The organism is Myxococcota bacterium (assembly GCA_040387835.1).
Classification (GTDB): Bacteria; Myxococcota; UBA727; order UBA727; family JABDBI01; genus JAZKCZ01.
The window spans coordinates 19054-39395 of sequence record JAZKCZ010000001.1 but is presented as its reverse complement, the minus strand read 5'-3'; the positions used below and the strand labels follow the sequence as shown (position 1 = coordinate 39395).

Annotated in this window: 20 protein-coding genes; 10 read left to right on the top strand and 10 right to left on the bottom strand. The window is 47.6% G+C overall.

From position 1 onward, the window contains the following. On the bottom strand, positions 1-1032 hold the full coding sequence (locus V4534_00185) for a rod shape-determining protein (protein MES2503278.1): 1032 nt from the start codon (positions 1030-1032) through the stop codon (positions 1-3). Between the two features lie 80 nt (positions 1033-1112). On the opposite strand from V4534_00185, the gene V4534_00180 reads away from it, so the two are divergent. The 3 genes from V4534_00180 (at position 1113) to V4534_00170 (ending at position 3803) form a co-directional block, all read left to right on the top strand. Further along, positions 1113-1691: a SurA N-terminal domain-containing protein gene (locus tag V4534_00180; GenBank protein MES2503277.1), complete on the top strand. Its 579-nt coding sequence runs from the start codon at positions 1113-1115 to the stop codon at positions 1689-1691. A gap of 125 nt (positions 1692-1816) precedes the next feature. Beyond that, a complete protein-coding gene (rlmN, locus tag V4534_00175; protein ID MES2503276.1) occupies positions 1817-2929 on the top strand; it encodes a 23S rRNA (adenine(2503)-C(2))-methyltransferase RlmN in 1113 nt (370 codons plus the stop codon). A 22-nt stretch (positions 2930-2951) separates the two neighbouring features. Further along, a complete protein-coding gene (locus V4534_00170) occupies positions 2952-3803 on the top strand; it encodes a TonB family protein (protein ID MES2503275.1) in 852 nt (283 codons plus the stop codon). Here V4534_00170 and V4534_00165 read toward each other — a convergent pair whose 3' ends face one another. Together V4534_00165 and V4534_00160 are read right to left on the bottom strand one after the other, a co-directional pair. After that, positions 3804-4172, bottom strand: coding sequence for a sulfite exporter TauE/SafE family protein (locus tag V4534_00165; protein ID MES2503274.1), 369 nt, complete (start codon positions 4170-4172; stop codon positions 3804-3806). It lies immediately after the preceding gene. Between the two features lie 8 nt (positions 4173-4180). Further along, positions 4181-6316 (bottom strand): hypothetical protein, encoded by a 2136-nt coding sequence (locus V4534_00160; GenBank protein MES2503273.1) that lies wholly within the window; start codon positions 6314-6316, stop codon positions 4181-4183. Positions 6317-6355: 39 nt separating this feature from the next. Between V4534_00160 and V4534_00155 the strand changes: the two genes are divergently transcribed. Beyond that, complete coding sequence (locus tag V4534_00155; GenBank protein MES2503272.1) at positions 6356-8704, top strand: hypothetical protein; 2349 nt, start codon at positions 6356-6358, stop codon at positions 8702-8704. On the opposite strand, the gene V4534_00150 is transcribed toward V4534_00155, so the two are convergent. The 6 genes from V4534_00150 to V4534_00125 form a co-directional block, all read right to left on the bottom strand. Next, a complete protein-coding gene (locus tag V4534_00150) occupies positions 8701-9879 on the bottom strand; it encodes a phospholipase D-like domain-containing protein (GenBank protein ID MES2503271.1) in 1179 nt (392 codons plus the stop codon). The genes V4534_00155 and V4534_00150 overlap by 4 nt on opposite strands. Beyond that, the gene (locus V4534_00145; protein MES2503270.1) at positions 9855-11087 is read right to left on the bottom strand and encodes a hemolysin family protein; all 1233 of its coding nucleotides are present in this window, start codon (positions 11085-11087) and stop codon (positions 9855-9857) included. Before V4534_00145 ends, V4534_00150 begins: the two co-directional genes overlap by 25 nt. Positions 11088-11119: 32 nt before the next feature. After that, positions 11120-11530, bottom strand: a complete 411-nt coding sequence (locus tag V4534_00140; GenBank protein ID MES2503269.1) for a hypothetical protein — start codon at positions 11528-11530, stop codon at positions 11120-11122. A 152-nt stretch (positions 11531-11682) separates the two neighbouring features. Further along, positions 11683-12921 carry an ankyrin repeat domain-containing protein gene (locus tag V4534_00135; protein ID MES2503268.1) on the bottom strand — a complete coding sequence of 413 codons (1239 nt, stop codon included), beginning with the start codon at positions 12919-12921 and terminating at the stop codon, positions 11683-11685. Between the two features lie 34 nt (positions 12922-12955). Beyond that, a complete protein-coding gene (locus V4534_00130) occupies positions 12956-13612 on the bottom strand; it encodes a sigma-70 family RNA polymerase sigma factor (protein ID MES2503267.1) in 657 nt (218 codons plus the stop codon). A 28-nt stretch (positions 13613-13640) separates the two neighbouring features. Further along, a complete protein-coding gene (locus V4534_00125) occupies positions 13641-14192 on the bottom strand; it encodes a hypothetical protein (protein MES2503266.1) in 552 nt (183 codons plus the stop codon). A gap of 21 nt (positions 14193-14213) precedes the next feature. Here V4534_00125 and V4534_00120 point away from each other — a divergent pair, with 21 nt between their 5' ends. The 6 genes from V4534_00120 to V4534_00095 are packed head-to-tail and all read left to right on the top strand — an operon-like array spanning position 14214 to position 19750. Then, positions 14214-14903 (top strand): diaminopimelate epimerase, encoded by a 690-nt coding sequence (locus V4534_00120; GenBank protein ID MES2503265.1) that lies wholly within the window; start codon positions 14214-14216, stop codon positions 14901-14903. Continuing rightward, on the top strand, positions 14904-16010 hold the full coding sequence (locus V4534_00115; GenBank protein MES2503264.1) for a Glu/Leu/Phe/Val dehydrogenase dimerization domain-containing protein: 1107 nt from the start codon (positions 14904-14906) through the stop codon (positions 16008-16010). It begins immediately after the preceding gene. Continuing rightward, the gene (locus V4534_00110; protein MES2503263.1) at positions 16007-17503 is read left to right on the top strand and encodes an Rne/Rng family ribonuclease; all 1497 of its coding nucleotides are present in this window, start codon (positions 16007-16009) and stop codon (positions 17501-17503) included. The genes V4534_00115 and V4534_00110 overlap by 4 nt, the downstream gene beginning before the upstream one ends. After that, positions 17500-18489, top strand: a complete 990-nt coding sequence (locus V4534_00105; protein MES2503262.1) for a M20/M25/M40 family metallo-hydrolase — start codon at positions 17500-17502, stop codon at positions 18487-18489. The genes V4534_00110 and V4534_00105 overlap by 4 nt, the downstream gene beginning before the upstream one ends. After that, on the top strand, positions 18459-19211 hold the full coding sequence (locus V4534_00100) for a 2,3,4,5-tetrahydropyridine-2,6-dicarboxylate N-succinyltransferase (GenBank protein ID MES2503261.1): 753 nt from the start codon (positions 18459-18461) through the stop codon (positions 19209-19211). Before V4534_00105 ends, V4534_00100 begins: the two co-directional genes overlap by 31 nt. 38 nt (positions 19212-19249) lie before the next feature. Beyond that, positions 19250-19750, top strand: coding sequence for a hypothetical protein (locus tag V4534_00095; protein ID MES2503260.1), 501 nt, complete (start codon positions 19250-19252; stop codon positions 19748-19750). A gap of 2 nt (positions 19751-19752) precedes the next feature. On the opposite strand, the gene V4534_00090 is transcribed toward V4534_00095, so the two are convergent. Then, on the bottom strand, positions 19753-20340 hold the full coding sequence (locus V4534_00090) for a hypothetical protein (GenBank protein MES2503259.1): 588 nt from the start codon (positions 20338-20340) through the stop codon (positions 19753-19755). Positions 20341-20342: the final 2 nt, after the last annotated feature.

The window sequence follows — 20342 nt, the reverse complement described above, 5'->3', positions numbered from 1 at the left end:
CTAAACAGTTAATACCTGCTTTAAACGATCCAGTTCTTCCAAAACTTTGCCAGCGCCAAGCACGGTGCCGCACAAAGGATCCGACGACAGCATCACCGGAACACCAGTTTCACGCTGCAACAATACATCTAAATTACGCAACAAAGCCCCACCACCAGAAAGGATAATACCTCGATCCACAATATCGGATGCAAGCTCAGGCGGTGTCCTTTCTAAACTGAGACGCACTGCCTCAGCAATGGCGCCAATTGGCTCGGCCATAGCTTCTCTAATTTCTGCGCATCCAACTTGAATCGTCCGAGGAACGCCTGCGATAATATCGCGGCCTTTAACTTCCATGGTTCCCATATCATCATCAGGGAACGCAGAACCCAAGCGGATTTTAATTTGCTCAGCGGTTCTCTCGCCAATCAAAAGCGAATAATGCTTCTTAATAGATGCCGCGATGGCGTCATCCAAGTTATCGCCGCCAATCCGAATGGAATGGCTGTAAACGATACCGCCCAATGATATCACAGCCACTTCAGTGGTGCCGCCACCGATGTCCACAATCATGTTGCCGGAGGGCTCCGTGATCGGCATCCCTGCTCCAATGGCAGCAGCCATCGGCTCTTCGATCAAAAACACTTCACCAGCATTGGCTGATTCGGCTGATTCTTTAACAGCTCTTTTCTCCACTTCGGTAATGCCGACTGGAACTGCAATCACCACACGGGGCTTCAAAAATGCCATGCGACCCAAAACACGTTCTAAAAATGTCCTAAGCATTTCAGCCGTCGCGTCAAAATCGGAGATAACACCCTTTTGGATTGGTCTGATCGCTGTGATCATGCCGGGCGTTCGCCCCAACATGTCTTTGGCTTCACGGCCCACAGCAACGACTCGGTTTTTACCCACCAGCCGTCTATCCACTGCAACGACGCTCGGTTCATTAATCACAATGCCGCGGCCTTGCAGGAACAAAAGCGTATTGGAAGTGCCTAAGTCGATCGCAATATCACTGGAGAACCAGTTTGGAAAAAAACGAGCCATATATAATTTCCTTGAAAGGTTCCTGTAGCGCAGTTACAAGGAGTTTTGAACCTAAAAAGGAAGAAAAAATGCTGGACCTAATGCGCAAAAATTCGAATTCGTGGTTAGTCGTGCTGCTATTTGCAGTGATTATCTTCGTATTCGCCATCAATTTCGGACCCTGGGTGGGCCAACTGGGCGGCAATAGCCCCTATGCTGCGGAAGTAAATGGCGTAGCCATCACCTTTCCCGAATTCCAAATGGCCTATAGCCAGCAAATTCGGATGATTCAAACTGAGCAAGCCGATTTTAACCCAGAAGGCCCGGTTCAAGAAATGCTGAAAAAGACCGTTATGGACCGCTTGGTGGCCAAATCGCTGCTAGCCCAACTGGCTCAAAAGCAAGACTTCTCCATTTCAGATAGGGAATTGGCCGCCTACATCAAAACCAACATCTTTGGGGCTGACAAAGGCCTGGACCGTAAGACTTATCAGCAAGCTATTTATTCGAGCTATCATATGAGCGAAAGCCAATTTGAAAGCCAGCTGAGAAAAGACTTGTTGGCGGAGCAGATGGGTAATTTGGTTGAAGGCGTTGCAGCGGAAGCTGATAGGGCGCAGTTTTTTGAAGAATATGTAGCGTACTTAAAGAAAGGCGCGTCGATTCAGACGAATATCTAGCGCGCTGGACCCCGGGTCAAGCCCGGGGTGACAGAGTGGCCCGTTTGTCATCCCGGGCTTGACCCGGGATCCAGAGCCGACATAGCCCCGATTGACAAATCGGGGTATTTTTCTATACTTTTTCCATGCAAGTACAGCAGGATTTACTGAGCCTCTCGCTCGAACAACTTAAAGTACTGATGCTTGAAAAGGGCCAAAAGCCCTACCGAGCCAAACAGTTATTCGAAGCCTTGCACCAGCAATGGACGACCGATATTCAGGAAATCACTTGCTTTTCCAAAGAGTTACGTGACTCGCTCGCAGCTACCTGCACCATCCCTGCTTTGGAAATCCGAAAAATTCAACAAAGTTCAGATGGCACCCGGAAATACCAAATTCGCACCCATGATGGCAATCTGATCGAAAGCGTGTTTATCCCAAACGCCGCGACCGATGGCCGTAATACCCTTTGTATTTCCAGCCAAGTCGGCTGCGCGATGGGCTGTAAGTTCTGCGCCACTGCCGCGCTAAAGCTTACCCGAAATCTATCTGCCGCTGAAATTATTGGCCAAGTCTACGCAGTCAATCGCGATCTTAAATCGATCGGCTGGAAAAATGCAGCGGTACCCGATTTAGAGCCTTCCGAAGACGCCCGCGTGATCCATAACCTGGTGTACATGGGCATGGGCGAGCCGCTGCACAACTACGATAACGTTTTGCAATCGATCCGCCTGCTTTGCGCTCAAGAAGGCCAGAATTACTCCGGTCGCCGCATCACCGTATCCACTTCAGGCATCGTCAAAAACATCAAGCGTCTGGGTGAAGACACCAACGTCCATATTGCCATCAGCTTCAATGCCACCACCAATGCTGTCCGCGATGACATCATGCCGGTGAATAAAAAATGGAACCTAGAAGAACTGGTCGAAGTATGCCGCGAGTTCCCCTTACAAACTCGCCGCCGCATTACCTTCGAATACGTGTTGCTCAAAGACATCAATGACACCGATGAAGACGCGCACCGCTTGGCCGACTGGCTCTATGGCATCAAATGTAAAGTGAATTTGATCCCGTTCAATCCGCACCCGCTGGCGCCCTATCAAAAGCCAGCGCTTGAGCGAACCAAAGCTTTCCAAAACATCTTGCTACAAAAACATTTCGCCGTATTCGTTCGAGGCACCAGAGGCGATGACATTGATGCCGCTTGCGGAATGTTAGGCGCTCAGAAACTTGAACAAGCTCGAGTTGTCCTAAATTAGCGGCATGATACTATAGTAATTCATGCGAACCAAAACAGCCCAGCTAGTGACAGCGGCAATTATTGCCCTGTTGCTCCATGGGATGTTATTAATTGGTCTGCGTTTTCTGCCCAAAGCTGAGATGCTGGCGGAAGCCCCTCCGCAATCTAAGCCCATTAAGGTTCACTTAAAATCCAAAGAACCCGAAACACCCAAACGCCAGCTCGTCAAAATCGAACCCCCTAAAGAAGATCGTAAGCCTAGACATGCTGAATACATGAGCGAGTTCAATAGTCAGACAGATAAACAAACTCAAGCGGCCAACAAAGACGCCGAGCCCAAAAAAGCAAGCGCCGCTAAGCAAGCTCGCGCCAAAAGTCAGGGTCAACAAACCCAAGTTAAACGAGGCAAAGGCCCCGCAGTTCCTAACCTAATGCCCAAATGGCAAGACTTCCAAGCAGCCGAGCCACGCGCGGCCACAGCCTTCAACGACAATCTCAATAAAGACATAGAAACCAGCGCCGAGACCAGGCTCAACACTTTCGAATGGAAACACGCCACCTATTTCAATCGAATCAAAGAAAGTGTGTCTCGTACGTGGAGGCCGCTGTTGGACACGCAAATCAAACGCTATGACCCCATGGGCGCCCTCATGACCAGAGATCAACTCACCGTTTTGGAAGTCACCATCGATGCCCAAGGCAACGTGGTTAACACCTCCATCAAAACTAAAAGCACCGCGTTTTATCTCGATCAAGGTGCCGTCATGGCGTTCGAGCAAGCCTCGCCTTTCCCAAACCCGCCCAAAGCTCTGTTCGCAACCGCCGATAACTTCACTTTTAACTTCGGCTTCATGGTTAGCCTAGGCAAGCGCTTTTCTCTCGATTTTGACTAATCATTTAGAGAAAAACATTTTCACCGAAACTAAAAACAAAAATGCCGCAAAGCATTTGGATAAGATTCGATCTGGTAAATGAACCGCCAGCTTGGCGCCAAAATAAGCACCGACAAACATGCCCACGGCGATCAGCAGCCCAAAGCGTATGTTGGTCATCGAAATCTTGCCAGCACGGTGATATTCGAGCACGCCTAAAATGCCCACAGGCAATAACAAAGCGACCAAAGAAGTCCCATTGGCAACACTCTGTGGGTATTTGAAGAGAAAAACCAACATGGGGACAATGACCACACCGCCCCCAATCCCAAAAACGCCGGCGCTTGCACCAGCTAAGACCCCAACTAATATCATTGCCCAAACTTGCATGAAATAGCTTACCTCGAAGTTGGCTCAAGAGCGAGTCGGTCAATCACTGCTAAGGCAACGTTTGGATCAACGTCTGCTATGGTCGCCGTCTGTTGTTCATTGAGCTTTTGAGTTGCACGAGCGATAATTGATTCGTCTGGCTTGAGCTCCAACGAAGCCCGAGAAAAATCGGCATCTGTTAAAGCAGGCAGAAGAGGTCTTTCAGCCATTAATCTTGCATACGCATTTTTAAGCCGGCCTGCAGTCTGTTGCTGTTTCTCTGATAGTTTAGTTTCAGCTGATTTGAAACGATCATGCACCGCACTGGTCGCGTAACGAGCGCTAATGCCCACACCCGCTACCACAGCGGCAGGCCACAAGATGGCTCCAACAGAAACCGTACCTCCTGCTGCAGCCACCGCCGAACCAAACGCGGAAGCACCAGCCGCGAGACCAGCCCCCCACGCAACCGTTGCCTTGGCGGCCTCAGTCCCCGGCGCTTGGCGCCACCCCTGTAACAGCGTATCGATACTTCTGCCCTCCACCGCTGTTCTAAAAATCTCGCCTGATGTTTGCAACATTTGCCTGGTGGTCGCATAGGAAGCAGCGTCACGCAGAGCGCCTGCATACCCACCATTTTGGTAGCCTTGTATGCCTCGTAAAATAGTATTCGCAGTAACTTCATACCGCCGTGAAATTAACCGAGCCGCTTCTTTTTGAGCCTTCACTTCCGCGATGGCACCCGCTGCTCCCGCAGCCATCCTGACCGGAGTCCAAGCACCGAGTCCAGGGATCCAAGCAGCAGCTGCCTGCGCTGCTTTTGCGCCGGTCATATGATCCTGCATTAAAACACCCGCGATATACGGTGCTCGACTACAAAAATCGATCAGCGCCAATTGTTCAAGTGTCATTTTTTTCAGCTCGCCGGCGCTATACAACGCTTGCTGCTGACCTAAAACGGCGTCTATAACCTGATTTTCGGCTGTGCGCCTCTGCAATACCACCTGCAACTCAGCCGTCACGCTACCATTCAAATTCAATATGCTGTAAGCGTGCGCCAAATTAGCCCCCAAATCGGCTGCTTCCAGGGGATAGTCCCTCGCAAGGTCTCTCGCGCTGGCCAATAGTTCTTTTAGCCTTTCGACAGACACAGACTTCCCTAACTCTGCCAAGTTCATATCTGCTGTCGTTTTAAATAGTGCTTTGTAGGCATCGCTAATATTAGCGACACCAAGACGAGCAAGTTGGAATTGCCGAACCATTTCCGGTATATTTGGTAGCGAAGTTTTAGATTCATATGGGTCCCCGCCCCGGCTAGCAATCTTCATATCCAGATCCCATTTCTCTAGCTCATGCAGCTGCAATCTAAATCGGACCTCCAGCTCTTTTCTATTATTTTCGTTAACCGGCGTTAATGGCGGAACCGAATTTGCTCGCATCGCTGTGATAGTTTCGGTCAGTCTTCTGCTTCGTTCTTGGAATCCAAACGTCGCTTTTGATCTTTGAGCTGTATCAATCACAATATCACGGTGCTCTTCCTCGGCCCGAATAAGACTTAGACGCTTTTTAATCTCCTGTATTTGTAAAAGTTGGACCTGAGTATTTTTACCGCTGGCATCTAAACCGCGTTGGGCAGCGTCCAACCGGGTACGAATCTCTGTTTCGTAATCGGGCTCATTGCCGGAAGGCACAGAGGGGCGCTCCATAACGGGAGCATCTGGGTGCACCAGTGCCTCTAAAGTCATCAGCAGGAGCATAACCTGAACGAGCTGTTCTGGCGTACCAGCAAGGGGTTTTGCTTCCAGTGCCTTCAACCAACCTTGGTACTTTTGCAAATCTTCATGCATTAGCGACTCAGGATGTTCAAGCTTACTTTTGACGAAATCGAGATTGCTGCTCCACTCATCTAGATCCATATTTTTAACTTGATCAAAGCGAGCCAAATCCGCTTGTGCCTGAGCTAGTTGGGAGTGGAATTCCGCCAACTTAGGGCCATGTTCAGTGTCAAAAGCAACCTTTAATTTGCTGTGCTCTAGCAGCAAATTTTCTTTTAAAGTGAGTTTAGGAGCCTCGAAAGCATCCACCGTTGGGGCTTGACCAGAAGTTTCAGTGGCCCTGGTCTCAGGCACTTTAGCCAAACCTACGAACCTTCTAAGGCTATCCATTAGTTGACTATAACACACCTAAAAATCTATATTAATAGCATGAAGTTTGTTTTATCATTATTGCTTTGCAACTTATTGCATGCGGACGAAATTGTAAAACAATACGTATTCCCAAACAGTATTTCAAAAATCCTCCTAAGCCAAAATAACGAACTCTATGTGGGGACCACAAAAGGTTTACATCACCTGCAAGGCGCCCATTGGACCGTCTATCATAAAGCGGGAGGCGATAGGGCCCTGGATAAAATCACAGCTCTGACGCAAACGGCCGATGGAACGATCTGGATCGGTAAAGCCGGCTATTACGGGCAAGGCATCGAGCGACTGAGCCCTTCCAATAAGTGGTTTACAGAAAGGCTGTCCACCGCGAACACCAAATTGCCTGGCAATTACATTTCGGACCTTTGCCCTGATAAAGACAGCATGCTCATCACCATACAGCCAGACCGAGGAGGTGTCGGTGGCGCGGTTGATTTGAGTTTTGATGAAAGAAGTTCAGCCAATTGGCTGCCCAATATTGCAGCAACCAGCTGTGCTTGTACGGACCAAATTTGTTTTATTGGCACTCAAAGCCAAGGGATCTATCAATTTACGCGTCAAGGCAGACAGATTAGCCATTTGAACGTTACTGGCGCGGTGAAAGCTTTGGTATTAGACAGATTAAACCGCTTATGGATTGGCTCTGATGCGGGCCTGTCCTATTACAACACCATTTCGCGTATCCCGAGCGCTCTTTTGCCTTTGCCTCAGAAAGCACCTATTACTGCATTGGTTGCGGACGAGCATAACCTTTGGGTTGGCACCAGCCAGGCTTTACTTCAAATGGGGCTAATGGATAGCCGGATCACGATCAAGAACGAAATCCAAAACACAAGCGACTTATTTTTTCATCAAACCACGGGCAGCATTTGGATCGCTGCAGGGAAAAGTTTGTGGAGCAGCGCGCATATCGCCCGAGCTTTAAGCGCGCAGGACATAACTGCGCTCACGACCATCGCTTCTAGGCAAGGTTTAGACCGACTTGATTTTGATCCGCAGACTAACGCATGGAGCGTATTTAATGGTGGCTGGGTCACTAAAGTAACCAACTTCTTTTTTGGCAAGAACCGGTTAGACATGATTGAGCCACTAGATAGTTTGGCCGCGTCTATTCAACAAGGCTACTGGGAGTCGGTTTCGAAAGATCCACAACTATTTCACCTGATTAGAAGAGCCTATGTTTCTTTATCGTCCCTGTATTCATATTATAAAATTGATCCACTAAAAGATGCCGCGAAACAGCAAGAATTTATCCAAAGGTTTGGCATGGTACTGGCTAAATTTAAAACCATTTTAACGGAGATCGAAAATCGCCTCCCGGTCAAAGCACTGTATAAACCCATGCCGTGGTTTGGTGATACCGGGGCCGATATTAGAGACAATGACCGAGTGCTGGGCATGCACTATGTCAGCATGTCAGTTCGAGGACTCGAGGATCTAAACGCGGAGCTTAAAGAAGTTGGCAATACCCATACTAAAATAGACAGAGCCTTAGAGTTCTATCCTACCGGCGCTGCTTCGCTCTTTACATGGCCTTGGACACAAACAGTTAACAAAAAAATGGTTGTCTTCAATATTCACGGCACCTACGCAGCAGGTTCACAGGAATATAGATCCGATGAAAATCTACTTTTTAGGCAAACGAAATACATGGCCCAATTAATGGCCAACGATCAGAACGCGCCAGTCGAACTGTACTCTTTCGGCTGGAGCGGGGTAAATGACAACGCCGCTCGCATTGTTGCAGGAGAAGAGCTGGCTAATCTCGTCAGAACTTACTTCCCTCCGAACGAGTACGCAGACTGCTATATTGGCCATTCGCATGGCGGTAATGTCATATTGCACTTTGCCAAAACAATTAGAGAGTACCGAACCCCGTACTTAATCGTCACCTTGGCAACACCGATTCGAAAGGATTTTATTACCGATAACGTCAACTACCTATTTCAGTTTTACACCGACAATGACTGGGTGCAACATTATGGCTCGTACGAGTTAACCAATCGAAACCGTTTGGGCACCGGAACTCACACGCAGTCAGCCCGAATGTACTTTCGAGAAGATCTCCAAAAATTGGGTCTTTTCGAGCATAATGACCGCTTTAATAGCGTCAACATTTATGTCACCAAAGTGGAAACCACTAACGACTATTTGTCAGGCCCAATTCAGAGCCACAGCAATCTCAAATACTTGATCGGCTCACTTCCTAAAATAATTAACGACCTGCTGCGCTATCCCGCTAACAATTTTTACGTATTGAAAATTGAGTTAGAAAAGGCTGCGCATCCGAGTGTTAGCGAAATTGAACGACTAAAATTTCAGATTAACGCGGCAAAAGTACCCTCTTAAAGGCGCATGACCTGGTAAGCCATAAAATTAACGATTCGTCGAAACCAAGACCGTTTACGCCAAACAGCCCAGGAAATCTCCCTGGAACTCTCCAGATCTGCATCAAAATGAGCCTCTAATTCGTCCGCTAAGTAGGGGTCAATCACGCCAACGTTCACTTCCAAATTACGTCTGGCTGACCAATGGTCTAAATTATAGGATCCGACCCAGGCATAGATGCCGTCGATAACGGCCGTCTTTGCATGCAAAGTCTGCCCGTCCAGTTCGTAAATTCGAATTCCGGCCCGCAAGAACAAGCTATAGACGTACTGCGCTGCCAGCCGCATGAGCGGAACATCCGACAACCCAGCTGTTAATACGCGAACATCAACGCCGCGTTCAGCAGCTTCAATCATTGCCTTACGAAGCCCAGCATGCGGCAAAAAATAGGGCGTGGTGAAGTAACAATACGTCGTAGCTCGGTTTAAACTGAGCTCCATAGATCTTTGGATGGAGACAATCTTACGCCGTTGATTCGATGCCAATACTTGGGCAAATACCCCGCCCGGATATTGGGCAGGCACGTACGAATCGCTTTTTTCTTCGCCCGTTGTTTCCTGCAATGCTTCCAAAAACAACCTACCCAGCTCTTGGGTGGCCGGACCTTTGATTTTCATTACCGTGTCTCTAAAAGACATGCCCGGGTTTAAGGAAATATTCATGCTGCCGCAGAAGCTTAAGTCTTCATCAATGATTAATACTTTCCGGTGGTTTCGAAAGAGCAAAGGCCCTTTTCGTCGCCATGCCCAAATCGGGTTAAAGTTGACCACTTCAGCGCCAGCTTTTAACAAAGGCGTCATAAAGCCTCTGGGTAATCTGGACGAGCCAAAATGGTCGTAAAGTAAAATAACTTCACACCCACGCGTCCGAGCATCGATCAACGCATCTCTTATTTTGGTTCCGACCGCATCGCCTTCATAAATATAAGTTTCAAGCCAGACTCTTTTTTGAGCCTGTTCAATGGCAGACAGCATCTGAGCTAAAATCACATGCTGTTCTTTAAATACCTCAATATAATTGCCTTCAGACATGCCCCCAAAGGGGCGCAGCCTTTGAAGCACCCTTTTGACGCTATAAAGTCTTCTTCGCCATTTTGGACTTTCAACGTGATCTAAGATTCGGTCAAAATGGGGCATATTTTTACACGCTCGATCTTCTTGCCATCCGTTTGTTCAACAATGAACCGCCATTCTTGAAACTCGATTTCGGTCCCTGGCATGGGCATTTTCCCATAGATAGCGATCAAGAAGCCAGCCAAAGTTTCGTAGTCTTCATCATCATCCAAAGTCAGTCTCAGAGCTTCTCCCAGTTCATAAATGCTGGCTAAGCCGCTGGCTTCAAACTCACCGGTGGGCAACTGAGTAAACAAATGCTCTTCTTCATCATCATATTCATCGCGAATTTCACCCACGATTTCTTCTAAAACATCTTCTAGGGAGATAATCCCAGCAGTCCCGCCGTACTCATCCACCACAATGGCAAGATGCGTCTTGCCCCTGCGAAACTCTTTTAAGACTTCCCAAAGTCGCATCATCTCCGGCACAAATAATGCCGGTCTAATCATCTTTTTCCAGTCCTTAAGCCCTGGTGTCAGCAAATCTTTAGAATGAAAAATACCAATAATATTATCAATGTTATCTTCATAAACCGGATACCGGGAATGTCCGTGCTCCAATACCTGTCTTCGAATTTCATCTAAGCTTTCCGAAGTGTCAAAACTACAAATCTGAGTCCTAGGCACTGTGGCGCCCTTGACCAGTGTATCTCTAAACTCAATCACGCTTTGCAGCATGGCTCCTTCTTCGCTGGCCAGCACCCCTTCTTCGTTTCCTAAGCGAATCATGTAATCGATGTCTTCTTCAGTAGCCAGAGGCCCATCCGAAGTCGTCTTCCCGCCTAAAATGCGAACAGCAATGGCCGCAATCCAGCTCAAAATAAAAACCAGCGGATAAAACAGCCAATATAAAGGTCTTAAAAGATTCAACAAAATAGGCGCCAAGAACTCGGCATTGTGCCGGGCAAAAGTTTTAGGCGTCACTTCTCCAAAAATCAGCATCACCAAAGTGGTGATACCGGCCGCAATGCCAATCACGTAATTACCGAAAAATTCCTCAACAATTACCGTAGCAAGCGAAGCGCTTAACGCCCCTGCCGCATTGTTGGCAATCAGAAGGGTGGTAAGCACGCGATTGGGGTGTTCAAGCCAAAGCTTCAAGACCTGAAGCCGCTTGCGCTTGGTCTCAATGAGCTGTCTGGTCTTGGTTTCAGATAAGGATGTAAGCGCCGTTTCCGCTGCTGACACCAAAGCCATCAACACCACACAAGCGATGAAAGTCAAAATCATAATTATTCTCTAACAGGCGCAGTCAATGCCCGCTAGACCTGGGTTTGCATGGTGGTTTTTATCGAAGAGCTCGCCTGCTCAACCAGTTTACTCATGGTTTCGAGTTCAAAAGTCACTTTATAAGTCGCCTGTTGCAGCACAATCAGCTGGCTAGGCGTAAAAGTCTGTCCGCTCATCGCCACGTTCATGATTTTCTGCATGGAATTTTGGTCTTTCTGCCAGTTGTTGAAAAGAGATTTAATCGCAGTTGGAACTTTTTGTGTCTTTTGCAGATCTATGTTTTGCAGGTTGGACACATTTTGAGCGCTGTTAAGCTCTTTACTTTTTTGGAGCACTTGCCCAAAGGAATGCGATCCTGGACCTGTAGGCTTAACCTTGTTTAAAGCGGCTTTAGCTAATTGGCCTAATGGCTGAACGCCTGCAGAGACCGGTGTGATGGGCATGAAGCTCCTCCTTTTTGATTCTAACACTGTTATCGGCTGAACTTCAAACAAGTTGCGTTCGCGGTCATTAACGAGACACCCCAAAAGCGTTCACAGGAAGCAGCTTGGAAACCGCATTTATGAAGATATCGGGCTCGGTCGACTAAAAGTTCTTAAATAGGTAAGCCAGGCACAAAATGCTTCTCAAGTGAGTCCCAAAAATTATCAACACATTGCCGACCAAATTCTTTTTTCGGTACACAGTCAACATCTTTACAGCGATCCGGATGGTATTTAAGTTCAATTTTTTTGATCGCTTTTCTTTTAGATTCTATAGGGCGGAAAGACTCTAGAAAAGCAATACAGTTGTTTTCTTCCAAGGAAGGTGTGGTCCAAATCGATTTGCATTTCTCCAATTTCCATCCTTCATCACAACTGTATTGTTCTGCATACTTAGAAGCCGTTGGTTTTACCTTGGACGAACAAAGAACTTGAAAAATATCATGTTTCTCGCAGGCGACTGTCAACAAGATAGCCTTGTCCAGTGCGGTCAAGCCGTTCCTATCTTTAATATTAGTGTCTAGGCCAGGCGAATCTAAAACATACCGCAAAAACCTCCAGTGGGCTTCCTTGTTTAAGGAGAACGCAGCACATTCCTTAACTACATTATGCAGCAAAGTAGACTGATCTCCACCGAATTTTTGGTTGATTAGTGACGGGTCACGCTCCAAATCATCCTTCACATAAGCCCAATTTCTTTTTTGAACGGCGGACTCGAAAGCGGCTTGAGAGAATATTTTGACCATCTTGCATTTATAAGGATCCGAATCTCTATGCGTTAGAGCGCCGATTCTACAAAGCTGCAAAACAATTTGATCCCGATCATATACAGCTATGTTTTTATCTTCACCTTTTTTCAAACGTTCCACTCTTTCGTCCAGGGGACCGTATCCATATTTATTTTTCGAAGATTCTGCGCCGCGTGCTATTAATTTTTCTACCAAGATCGGGTCACCCTTTGATGCTGCACTATGTAAGGCCGTGCTATCATAGTAATCCTTAGCGTTAATCTTTAAATCAGGGTGCAGTAGTAAATAATCTATCAGATCGTAGTCGCCAATTTTACTACTTTCCACAGCACGCTGTAATATCGAATGACCTTTAGATCCAAACTGCTTGTTAATTAAAGAGGGATCTCGCTCGAGCAAATTTTTAACAGCCGAAACGTTTCCTTGAATAATTAAACTTTCCATATCCGTATTCGGGTGGGGTTTTCTGTCATGAACATATTCTCTTTCTCGGCGTTCTGTGTGATTTTGAGAAGCACGTCCATAGTAGTCAGTTTGCAATCCCGAATCAAAGTCACATCCGCTCAGCATAAACAGAATCATTAAAATAGAAATTTGATACATTCATTGATAATACCAAAACAGAGCTCAGCTGCAACTAGTTGCGCATTAATTCGTGCAATCTCTCGATCACTTGTGCATGTTTTCGACATGTCCAAGACTTCGAAAGGCCTATCTTTTTACCTACTTCTTCCAAACTAAGATTCTGGAAATAATACAGTTTAATCAACTCTAAATCGGCTCTAGGCAACCTGGAAAGCGCTTTTTTCAGCGTGTTACGCAACTCCAAATCTAGCAGGCGTTCTTCCTGACCCGTGAGCTTGGTGTCTTCGAAATCTTGGTTTTGCAGACCCTCTAAAGAAGTCACAAAAATGGTTACCAAGCTGTTCACTTGATTAGCAAGGTCTTCCAACTCTTCGGTCTTAGTACCAGCGGCACTTTCTAAATAAGCATTGGCTTGCTCACCAAAACGGATTTTTTGATATTCGCTGCGGCCGATCCAGCCCATGCCTCTTAGGCCGTCGTAGATGGCGCCTTTGACGCGGTAATAGCTGAAAGTGGTGAAATTGGCGCCTTGCTTTGAATCAAAACGTTCGGCGGCTTCCAATAGACCGGTCATGCCATAGGCGATGAGATCATCCAGCTCTATGCGCGGCGATACCGCCTTTTTGACTTGTCTGGCGATGGAGCGAACAAATGAGCCGTATTGCTCAATCAACTGGGTTTGATTCGTCTGTGCTTCATGCGCCACCATGAAGTTTGAAACAGTTTATGGAGCGGGCCTATTTCGAGGGGTCCAAAATGTTCTTTTTCTGCGCAGGGCTCAATTTCAAAAACCACAAATTATTATCTTCTTTGGATAAGTAAGTTTGTAGCCATGCTCTTAAAGCTGTTTCCGTTTTAATCTCTTCGGGAACTAGCAAGATATAAGTTTTGTCGCGGTTGAGCGTGACAGAGCCTCGGTCTAAAGCAACGGTTAAATAAATCCAAGGCAAATTGCGGGGCGTTAAGATAGGCCTTTTAATGATATTCGCCCCAGTCGGCCATTCAATTTTCTGAATGCTCACGCGCGTACCAAAGGGCACCACTTCGTCGGAAGGCGGGGGTAGAATCCAATCGCCGCCCAAAGTTTTCAGGTGTCTTAGTTCATCGAAAGGCTTTGGGCTGAGTAGTCTGTAACGATAGTCGTCATACAAAATACCGCCGTAGAGACTTTTCTTTAGCCAGAAGGTCTCTTCTTTCGCTTTGGGTGCCTTTGGCAATTGCTCAAGCTGAGGTGCGCAACCATTTAGTATTAAAAGCCCTAAAATTATCATCCATTTGCCATTCAACATGCCTTCTTCTATAAGCCAAACATGCTTTTTTTCAAATACGAAGGCCTGGGGAATGACTTTATTCTCGTTTCTGGCAAGCCTTCCTTGAGCCCATTACAAGTTAGCGGTCTATGTCATCGGCATTCAGGCGTGGGCGCTGACGGGGTCATTTTTGTCTATCGAGAAAGTCAGCATTGGTGGATGAAGGTTTTTAATGCAGACGGAAGCCTGGCACAGATGTGCGGCAATGGCATTCGGTGTGTCGCGCAGTGGTTATTTGATCAAGGCCATTTGGTTTCAGAAATCATGACCGATGCTGGCCTGAAGCGATGCACCCGTGAAGCAGAAGGCTGGGCCATTGATATGGGCGTGGCGCAAATCGAAGGAAACCGGGTTTCGATGGGCAATCCTCATTTGGTCATTCAAGGGCCGGTGGACAGCAAACTTATCGATCCTTCGGTTAACACCGAGTTTGTTACAATTATGAACGACCGGGAAATTGAGGTCGTCGTTTTCGAAAGAGGCGTTGGTGAAACTTTAGCCTGCGGTACGGGGGCATGCGCGGCGGCGGCTTTTCTCATTCAAAACGGTCTTTTAGGCCAATCGCAAGAAATAACGGTTCACTTAAAAGGCGGAAACCTTTATATTACCGCTCGTCACACCGATGAGGGCCTTAGGGTGCAGATGAAAGGGCCCGCCCGATTTGTTTTTGAAGGCGAGGTAAAAGCATAAATGAAAATTTTTGATGAAATGGCCGAACGCGATCACGAACAAGTACTCTTCTGCAACGACAAAGAAAGCGGTCTGAAAGCGATTATCGCGATTCACAACACCACGTTAGGACCAGCGCTAGGCGGTTGTCGGATGTGGCCGTATGCCAGCGAAGAAGATGCTCTCAAAGACGCGCTGCGTCTAGCGCGAGGCATGACCTATAAGGCTGCAGCTGCTGGACTTAACTTAGGTGGCGGTAAAGCGGTGATTATTGGCGATCCGAAGACCATGAAAAACGAGAAACTTTTTCGTGTGTTCGGTCGCTTTGTTCAAAGTTTGGCCGGCCGTTACATTACCGCCGAGGACGTCGGCACAACGGTCAATGACATGGCTTGGGTTTGGATGGAAACCGATTATGTGACCGGTATCAACCGCGCTTTTGGCGGCTCAGGCGATCCCAGTACCGTTACTGCCTATGGTGTCTTTCAAGGCATTAAAGCGGCGCTTTTATTTAAAACAGGCTCAGATTCATTAGAAGGCATGACCGTTGCCTTGCAAGGTGTTGGCGCTGTCGGATATCACCTGCTGCAGCATTTGGTACCCGCAGGTGCCAAAGTGATAGCCAGCGAAACCAATGCCGACAATATTAAGCGCGTTAACCAAGAATTTGCGGGCATTGAATTCGTAGCGCCTGACAAAATTTACGACGTACCCTGCACCATCTTTATCCCTTGCGCCCTTGGCGGGGTGGTCAATGACCAAACCATCTCCAGGCTTAACTGCCAAATCATTGCGGGCAGCGCCAATAACGTGTTGGCGGATGAAGACAAACACAGTGTTGAGCTCGAAAAGCGTAACATTTTGTATATCCCCGACTTTGTGATTAGTGCTGGTGGCTTAATCAATGTGGCCAACGAGCTTATTCGTTATGAACGCAAGCAAGCGATGCGACAGGCCAGCGGCATTTTCGATATTGTCACGCAAGTGCTGAATATCGCGAAAGCCGAAAACATCACCACTTTGAATGCATCCAAAACCCTGGCAGAAAGACGCATTTACAGCGTGGGTCGCATTAAACACACATACGTTGGTACCTCCATGGCGAAAAGAGGCAGAGGTCTTGGTTGAGCCATCAGCTACTAGTTAACACCACAGCTTTTGAGACCAGAGTGGCCCTTTTAGAAAATGGCCAGCTGATAGAGCTCATGCTGGAGCGTAATGCCGATAAAGGTTTGGTGGGTAATATTTACTTGGCCAAAGTGCAGCGCGTATTGCCTGGTATGCAAGCCGCGTTTTTAAACATTGGCCTTGAGAAATCGGCTTTTCTTTATGTCGGCGATATCCTGCCGCACGAGCCTTACGATGAAAGCGATGAGCCTGTGGAAAGCGAAGAGCGCTTTCAAAGACCGGCGATTTCTATTCAGGACCTGCTAAAACCTGGCCAAACCGTGCTTGTGCAGGTGATGAAAGATGCCATCGGTACCAAAGGACCGAGGGTTAATTGCAATCCTTCGATTCCGGGGCATCATGTTGTTTTCCTACCAACTTCGCCTCATATCGGCATCAGCCGCAAAATTGTTGATGAAACTGAACGTGAGCGCTTAAGGCGTATCTTAGAAAAAAATTCTCCCCCAGGCACAGGCTTTATCGCCCGAACGATTTCTCAAGGCGTATCTGAAGAAAAACTCAGCAAAGACTGCGCTTTTTTGGTTTCCCTTTGGCAAGACATTCAGAAGCGAAGCACGCAACTTCCCGCGCCGTCTTTGGTCCAACCCGAGCTTGATTTGCTGCTCAAATGCGCCAGGGACATGACCAACGACCATCTGGAGCGCATTATCATTGATAACCAGGAGGCATTCGAGCGGGTACGCAAATTTGTTGAGCTGATGGATCCGAAGCTGTGCGACCGCATTGAAATGCATCGGGGTCCCGATCCCTTATTTGCTTCGCATTCGATCGAAACTGAAATTACCCGCGCCATGAATCGAAAAGTATGGCTGCGCTCCGGCGGCTATATTGTTATCGATCAAGCCGAAGCGCTCACTGTGGTGGACGTCAACACCGGCCGCTTCGTTGGCCGAAGAAACTTAGAAGAAACCATCTTAAAAACCAATCTGGAAGCCGTCAAAGAAGTCGCTTTCCAGCTTAGGCTTAGAAACGTCGGCGGCATGATTATTATCGATTTCATCGATATGGAACATGAAGATGACCGTGAAAAAGTCATCGCTCTGCTTCAAGACTGCTTAAAAAAAGACAAAGCCCGCTGCAACGTGATTAAAATCAGCGAACTCGGCTTAGTGGAAATGACCCGCCAGCGTAAACGGGAAAGCCTAGAGCACTTGCTGTGCGAATCCTGCTTTTACTGCGATGGCAAAGGTACCATCAAATCCAAACGAAGTGTCGCCTACGAAGTCTTTAGAGAGCTCCTAGAACGTCCTTGGAACGCGAACGAAACGCAAGTTGTTGTTCAAGCACACCCAGAAGTCATCGACTTCATGAGAAGCAATGAGTCTGGCAATCTGGAATTCTTAGAAAGCCAAATTCATAAAAAGCTGGTGCTCAAAGCCAGGGGTTCTTTCCATCAAGAGCAATTCGATGTATTCGCGTCTCACCTAAAATGAACGTCACCGAACTTACATTAGCGCTGTGCGAGATTCCTTCCACGACCGGAAGCGAGCAAGCACTGACTCACTTTGTGGCCGACCTGTTGGGCAACGAAGGTTACGAAGTTTCCTTTCAAACCCTGTCTCCTGACGGCAGAGCTAATTTACTCGCCACCAAACGCCCACCGAAAATCTTACTCACAACCCACTTGGACACTGTCCCACCGCATATCCCCCCAGCGTTAAACAATGGCGTTTTAACTGGTCGAGGTGTTTGTGACGCCAAGGGCATTATGGCGGCCATGATTTGCGCGGCCAGAGATTTTGAAGAGGTAGGCCTGTTATTTCTTGTTGGCGAAGAAACCAACAGCCAAGGTGCCAAAGCAGCTGCACAGGGCTTTGCGCCGGACGTCTCGTATTTTATCAATGGCGAGCCGACCGATTTAAAAATTGCTTCGGCGATGAAAGGCGCGTTGGCCTTTACTTTAACAACCAAAGGCAAGACAGGCCACAGCGCCTATCCAGAGACTGGTCATTCAGCGATACATCAACTGATCCACGACATGCACAGCTTGCTGCATCATGCTTGGCCGAATCACGAAACTTTTGGCCAAACTACGCTCAACATCGGCACCATCGAAGGCGGCCGCGCTGCGAATGTTATTGCAGACCATGCCAGCGCACTTTGTGTGATGAGAACCACGATTGATCATGAAAAGTTGCAGCAAGATATTCGCTCGCTCATCCATGACAGCACGGAGCTCAATATTTTAACAGCTTCTTCGCCGATACTCTTCGAAAAGATCGAAGGGTTTGAGACTTGCGTGGTTCGGTTTGGATCGGATGTTCCCCACCTTAAATCAATTGGCACGCCGATTTTGTTAGGCCCTGGTTCTATTTTGCATGCGCATACTGCAAATGAGCAAATCTTGGTCTCTGAGTTAGCAGAGGCTGTAGGAGCATATAAAAAGCTATGTCGACAACTGACTGGAAAACAATCTTAGACCAACTGGAATCTGGCAAGCGCCGAGCGGCTTTTAAAAACAGCCACGGCATTTGGGAAGCAGACCTTGAAGTCAAACAAGCGATTCTGACGGCATTTAGAGAGAGCACCATCGTTCAAATGGGCCAGTTTGTCGACAAAGAGGCGTTTCCCACCAGGCATTTAAGTCCTGCCGACCAAATTCGATTGGTTCCCGGTGGCAGCGCCATCCGGCGAGGCGCTTTCGTAGCCAAGGGCGTTGTTATCATGCCGCCCGCATATATTAACGTAGGAGCTTATGTAGACGAGCACACGCTGATAGATTCACATGCGCTTGTAGGCAGCTGCGCTCAAATCGGTAAGCGTGTGCACCTTTCTGCTGCAGCACAAATCGGCGGCGTTTTAGAGCCGATTGGCGCAAGCCCTGTCATTGTGGAAGACGACGCCTTTATCGGCGGCAACACGGGGCTATACGAAGGCATTCAAGTAGGCTCACGTGCGGTGATTGCTGCTGGCGTCATCTTAACCTCCAGCACCCCAATTTACGACCTCATCAATCAAAAGATTTGGACTGGTAGAGTTCCTGAAAACGCCGTGCTCGTACCCGGGGCTCGCAAAGCCAAAGGCGATTTCGCCATTGAGCATGGCTTAAGTGTTTCAACCCCTGTCATCGTCAAATATCGTGACGCGAAAACCGATGGCAAAGCGGCTCTTGAGGCTGCGCTGAGAGAGGCTATTTCGTGAGGTACCGGTTGATTGGCACTTTGTCTTGCCTATTGCTGATGAGTCTCGCCTGCCAAAAGTCTCCAAACGCGCATAAGTCGCAAATTTCGGCGCTGGCTTTTCCGATTTTATATGCGCGTTATGACAATCTACCGGTGGTGAAGCGGGAAAAGCCTCAGCACTGCAGCAACGCACAAGGCTTTCATGGCCCAGACACTTATCACCTCAACAAAGTCATGGACTTATGTGGCCCAATTCCCAAGAAAGCCGAGCTCTCTGATAAGACACCCTGGCAGGTTTCAGGCAGACCGCTAAGCTTCCACTGGGAGCAAGATCTCAAACCAGATGAAAAGCTGCAGGTTGAATTTACGAATGCCGACGGTTTTCCCCTGCCATCCACCGCACAGATTCAAAAAAAACAAAACCGCTATATTACCGAAATTAAGCCCGCAAGCGATTTTCCCAACAATACGGTTATGTATATTTCCGCGACACTATTTAATGCTGAAGGCATAAAAATAGGGACCTGGAGCGTCCCTTTCAAAATGACCGGCCTATAAAATTAAAAGCGGAAAGCCACACCGACGTTCCAAACGCCGCCCAGCATATGGATGTTGTCCGGCTTAATCGACTTAGATCCGGCAGCATCAAAGCGTATGCTACTTGGCACGAGGTAGCGATAATTGAAACCGAGTTCCGTAAATATGCTCCAATGCTGCCCAATGCCAAAACTAACGCCTGGCAACAAACCAATCAACATACCAGCGCTAGGGATGTAATTTACTCCAGGGTAAGTAATGCCGCTAGCAACAACGCTTTGGTGGCTACCATAGGTCGCTCCCAATGGAACGGTGCAATAGAATTCAAACTTCAAATCAACCGTATCATAAACGTATTTAAATCGAGGGAACAGTCCAATATCAAACAGATAGCCTTTAACACCTTTGGTAGCACCTAGGCCCTGCACAAAAAAACCAAAATCAAACAAATCTGCGTTGGGGATACGCAGTTCAAGACCAGCGCCTTGATATACTTGCTGCTCAGTAAAAAAGATGGTGTACTTCGGCGCGAGTTCAAATTCAGCCCTCGCAAATTGCAGCGGAAGAATAAATAAACATATAACGATGAAAGTTAGTTTTGGCTTATTCATAA

Excerpts from the sequence above, each read along its gene's own strand:
- V4534_00185 (MES2503278.1), bottom strand. The coding sequence starts at position 1,032 with ATGGCTCGTTTTTTTCCAAACTGGTTCTCCAGTGATATTGCGATCGAC.
- V4534_00180 (MES2503277.1), top strand. The coding sequence starts at position 1,113 with ATGCGCAAAAATTCGAATTCGTGGTTAGTCGTGCTGCTATTTGCAGTG.
- rlmN (MES2503276.1), top strand. The coding sequence starts at position 1,817 with ATGCAAGTACAGCAGGATTTACTGAGCCTCTCGCTCGAACAACTTAAA.
- V4534_00170 (MES2503275.1), top strand. The coding sequence starts at position 2,952 with ATGCGAACCAAAACAGCCCAGCTAGTGACAGCGGCAATTATTGCCCTG.
- V4534_00165 (MES2503274.1), bottom strand. The coding sequence starts at position 4,172 with ATGCAAGTTTGGGCAATGATATTAGTTGGGGTCTTAGCTGGTGCAAGC.
- V4534_00160 (MES2503273.1), bottom strand. The coding sequence starts at position 6,316 with ATGGATAGCCTTAGAAGGTTCGTAGGTTTGGCTAAAGTGCCTGAGACC.
- V4534_00155 (MES2503272.1), top strand. The coding sequence starts at position 6,356 with ATGAAGTTTGTTTTATCATTATTGCTTTGCAACTTATTGCATGCGGAC.
- V4534_00150 (MES2503271.1), bottom strand. The coding sequence starts at position 9,879 with ATGCCCCATTTTGACCGAATCTTAGATCACGTTGAAAGTCCAAAATGG.
- V4534_00145 (MES2503270.1), bottom strand. The coding sequence starts at position 11,087 with ATGATTTTGACTTTCATCGCTTGTGTGGTGTTGATGGCTTTGGTGTCA.
- V4534_00140 (MES2503269.1), bottom strand. The coding sequence starts at position 11,530 with ATGCCCATCACACCGGTCTCTGCAGGCGTTCAGCCATTAGGCCAATTA.
- V4534_00135 (MES2503268.1), bottom strand. The coding sequence starts at position 12,921 with ATGTATCAAATTTCTATTTTAATGATTCTGTTTATGCTGAGCGGATGT.
- V4534_00130 (MES2503267.1), bottom strand. The coding sequence starts at position 13,612 with ATGGTGGCGCATGAAGCACAGACGAATCAAACCCAGTTGATTGAGCAA.
- V4534_00125 (MES2503266.1), bottom strand. The coding sequence starts at position 14,192 with ATGTTGAATGGCAAATGGATGATAATTTTAGGGCTTTTAATACTAAAT.
- V4534_00120 (MES2503265.1), top strand. The coding sequence starts at position 14,214 with ATGCTTTTTTTCAAATACGAAGGCCTGGGGAATGACTTTATTCTCGTT.
- V4534_00115 (MES2503264.1), top strand. The coding sequence starts at position 14,904 with ATGAAAATTTTTGATGAAATGGCCGAACGCGATCACGAACAAGTACTC.
- V4534_00105 (MES2503262.1), top strand. The coding sequence starts at position 17,500 with ATGAACGTCACCGAACTTACATTAGCGCTGTGCGAGATTCCTTCCACG.
- V4534_00100 (MES2503261.1), top strand. The coding sequence starts at position 18,459 with ATGTCGACAACTGACTGGAAAACAATCTTAGACCAACTGGAATCTGGC.
- V4534_00095 (MES2503260.1), top strand. The coding sequence starts at position 19,250 with ATGAGTCTCGCCTGCCAAAAGTCTCCAAACGCGCATAAGTCGCAAATT.
- V4534_00090 (MES2503259.1), bottom strand. The coding sequence starts at position 20,340 with ATGAATAAGCCAAAACTAACTTTCATCGTTATATGTTTATTTATTCTT.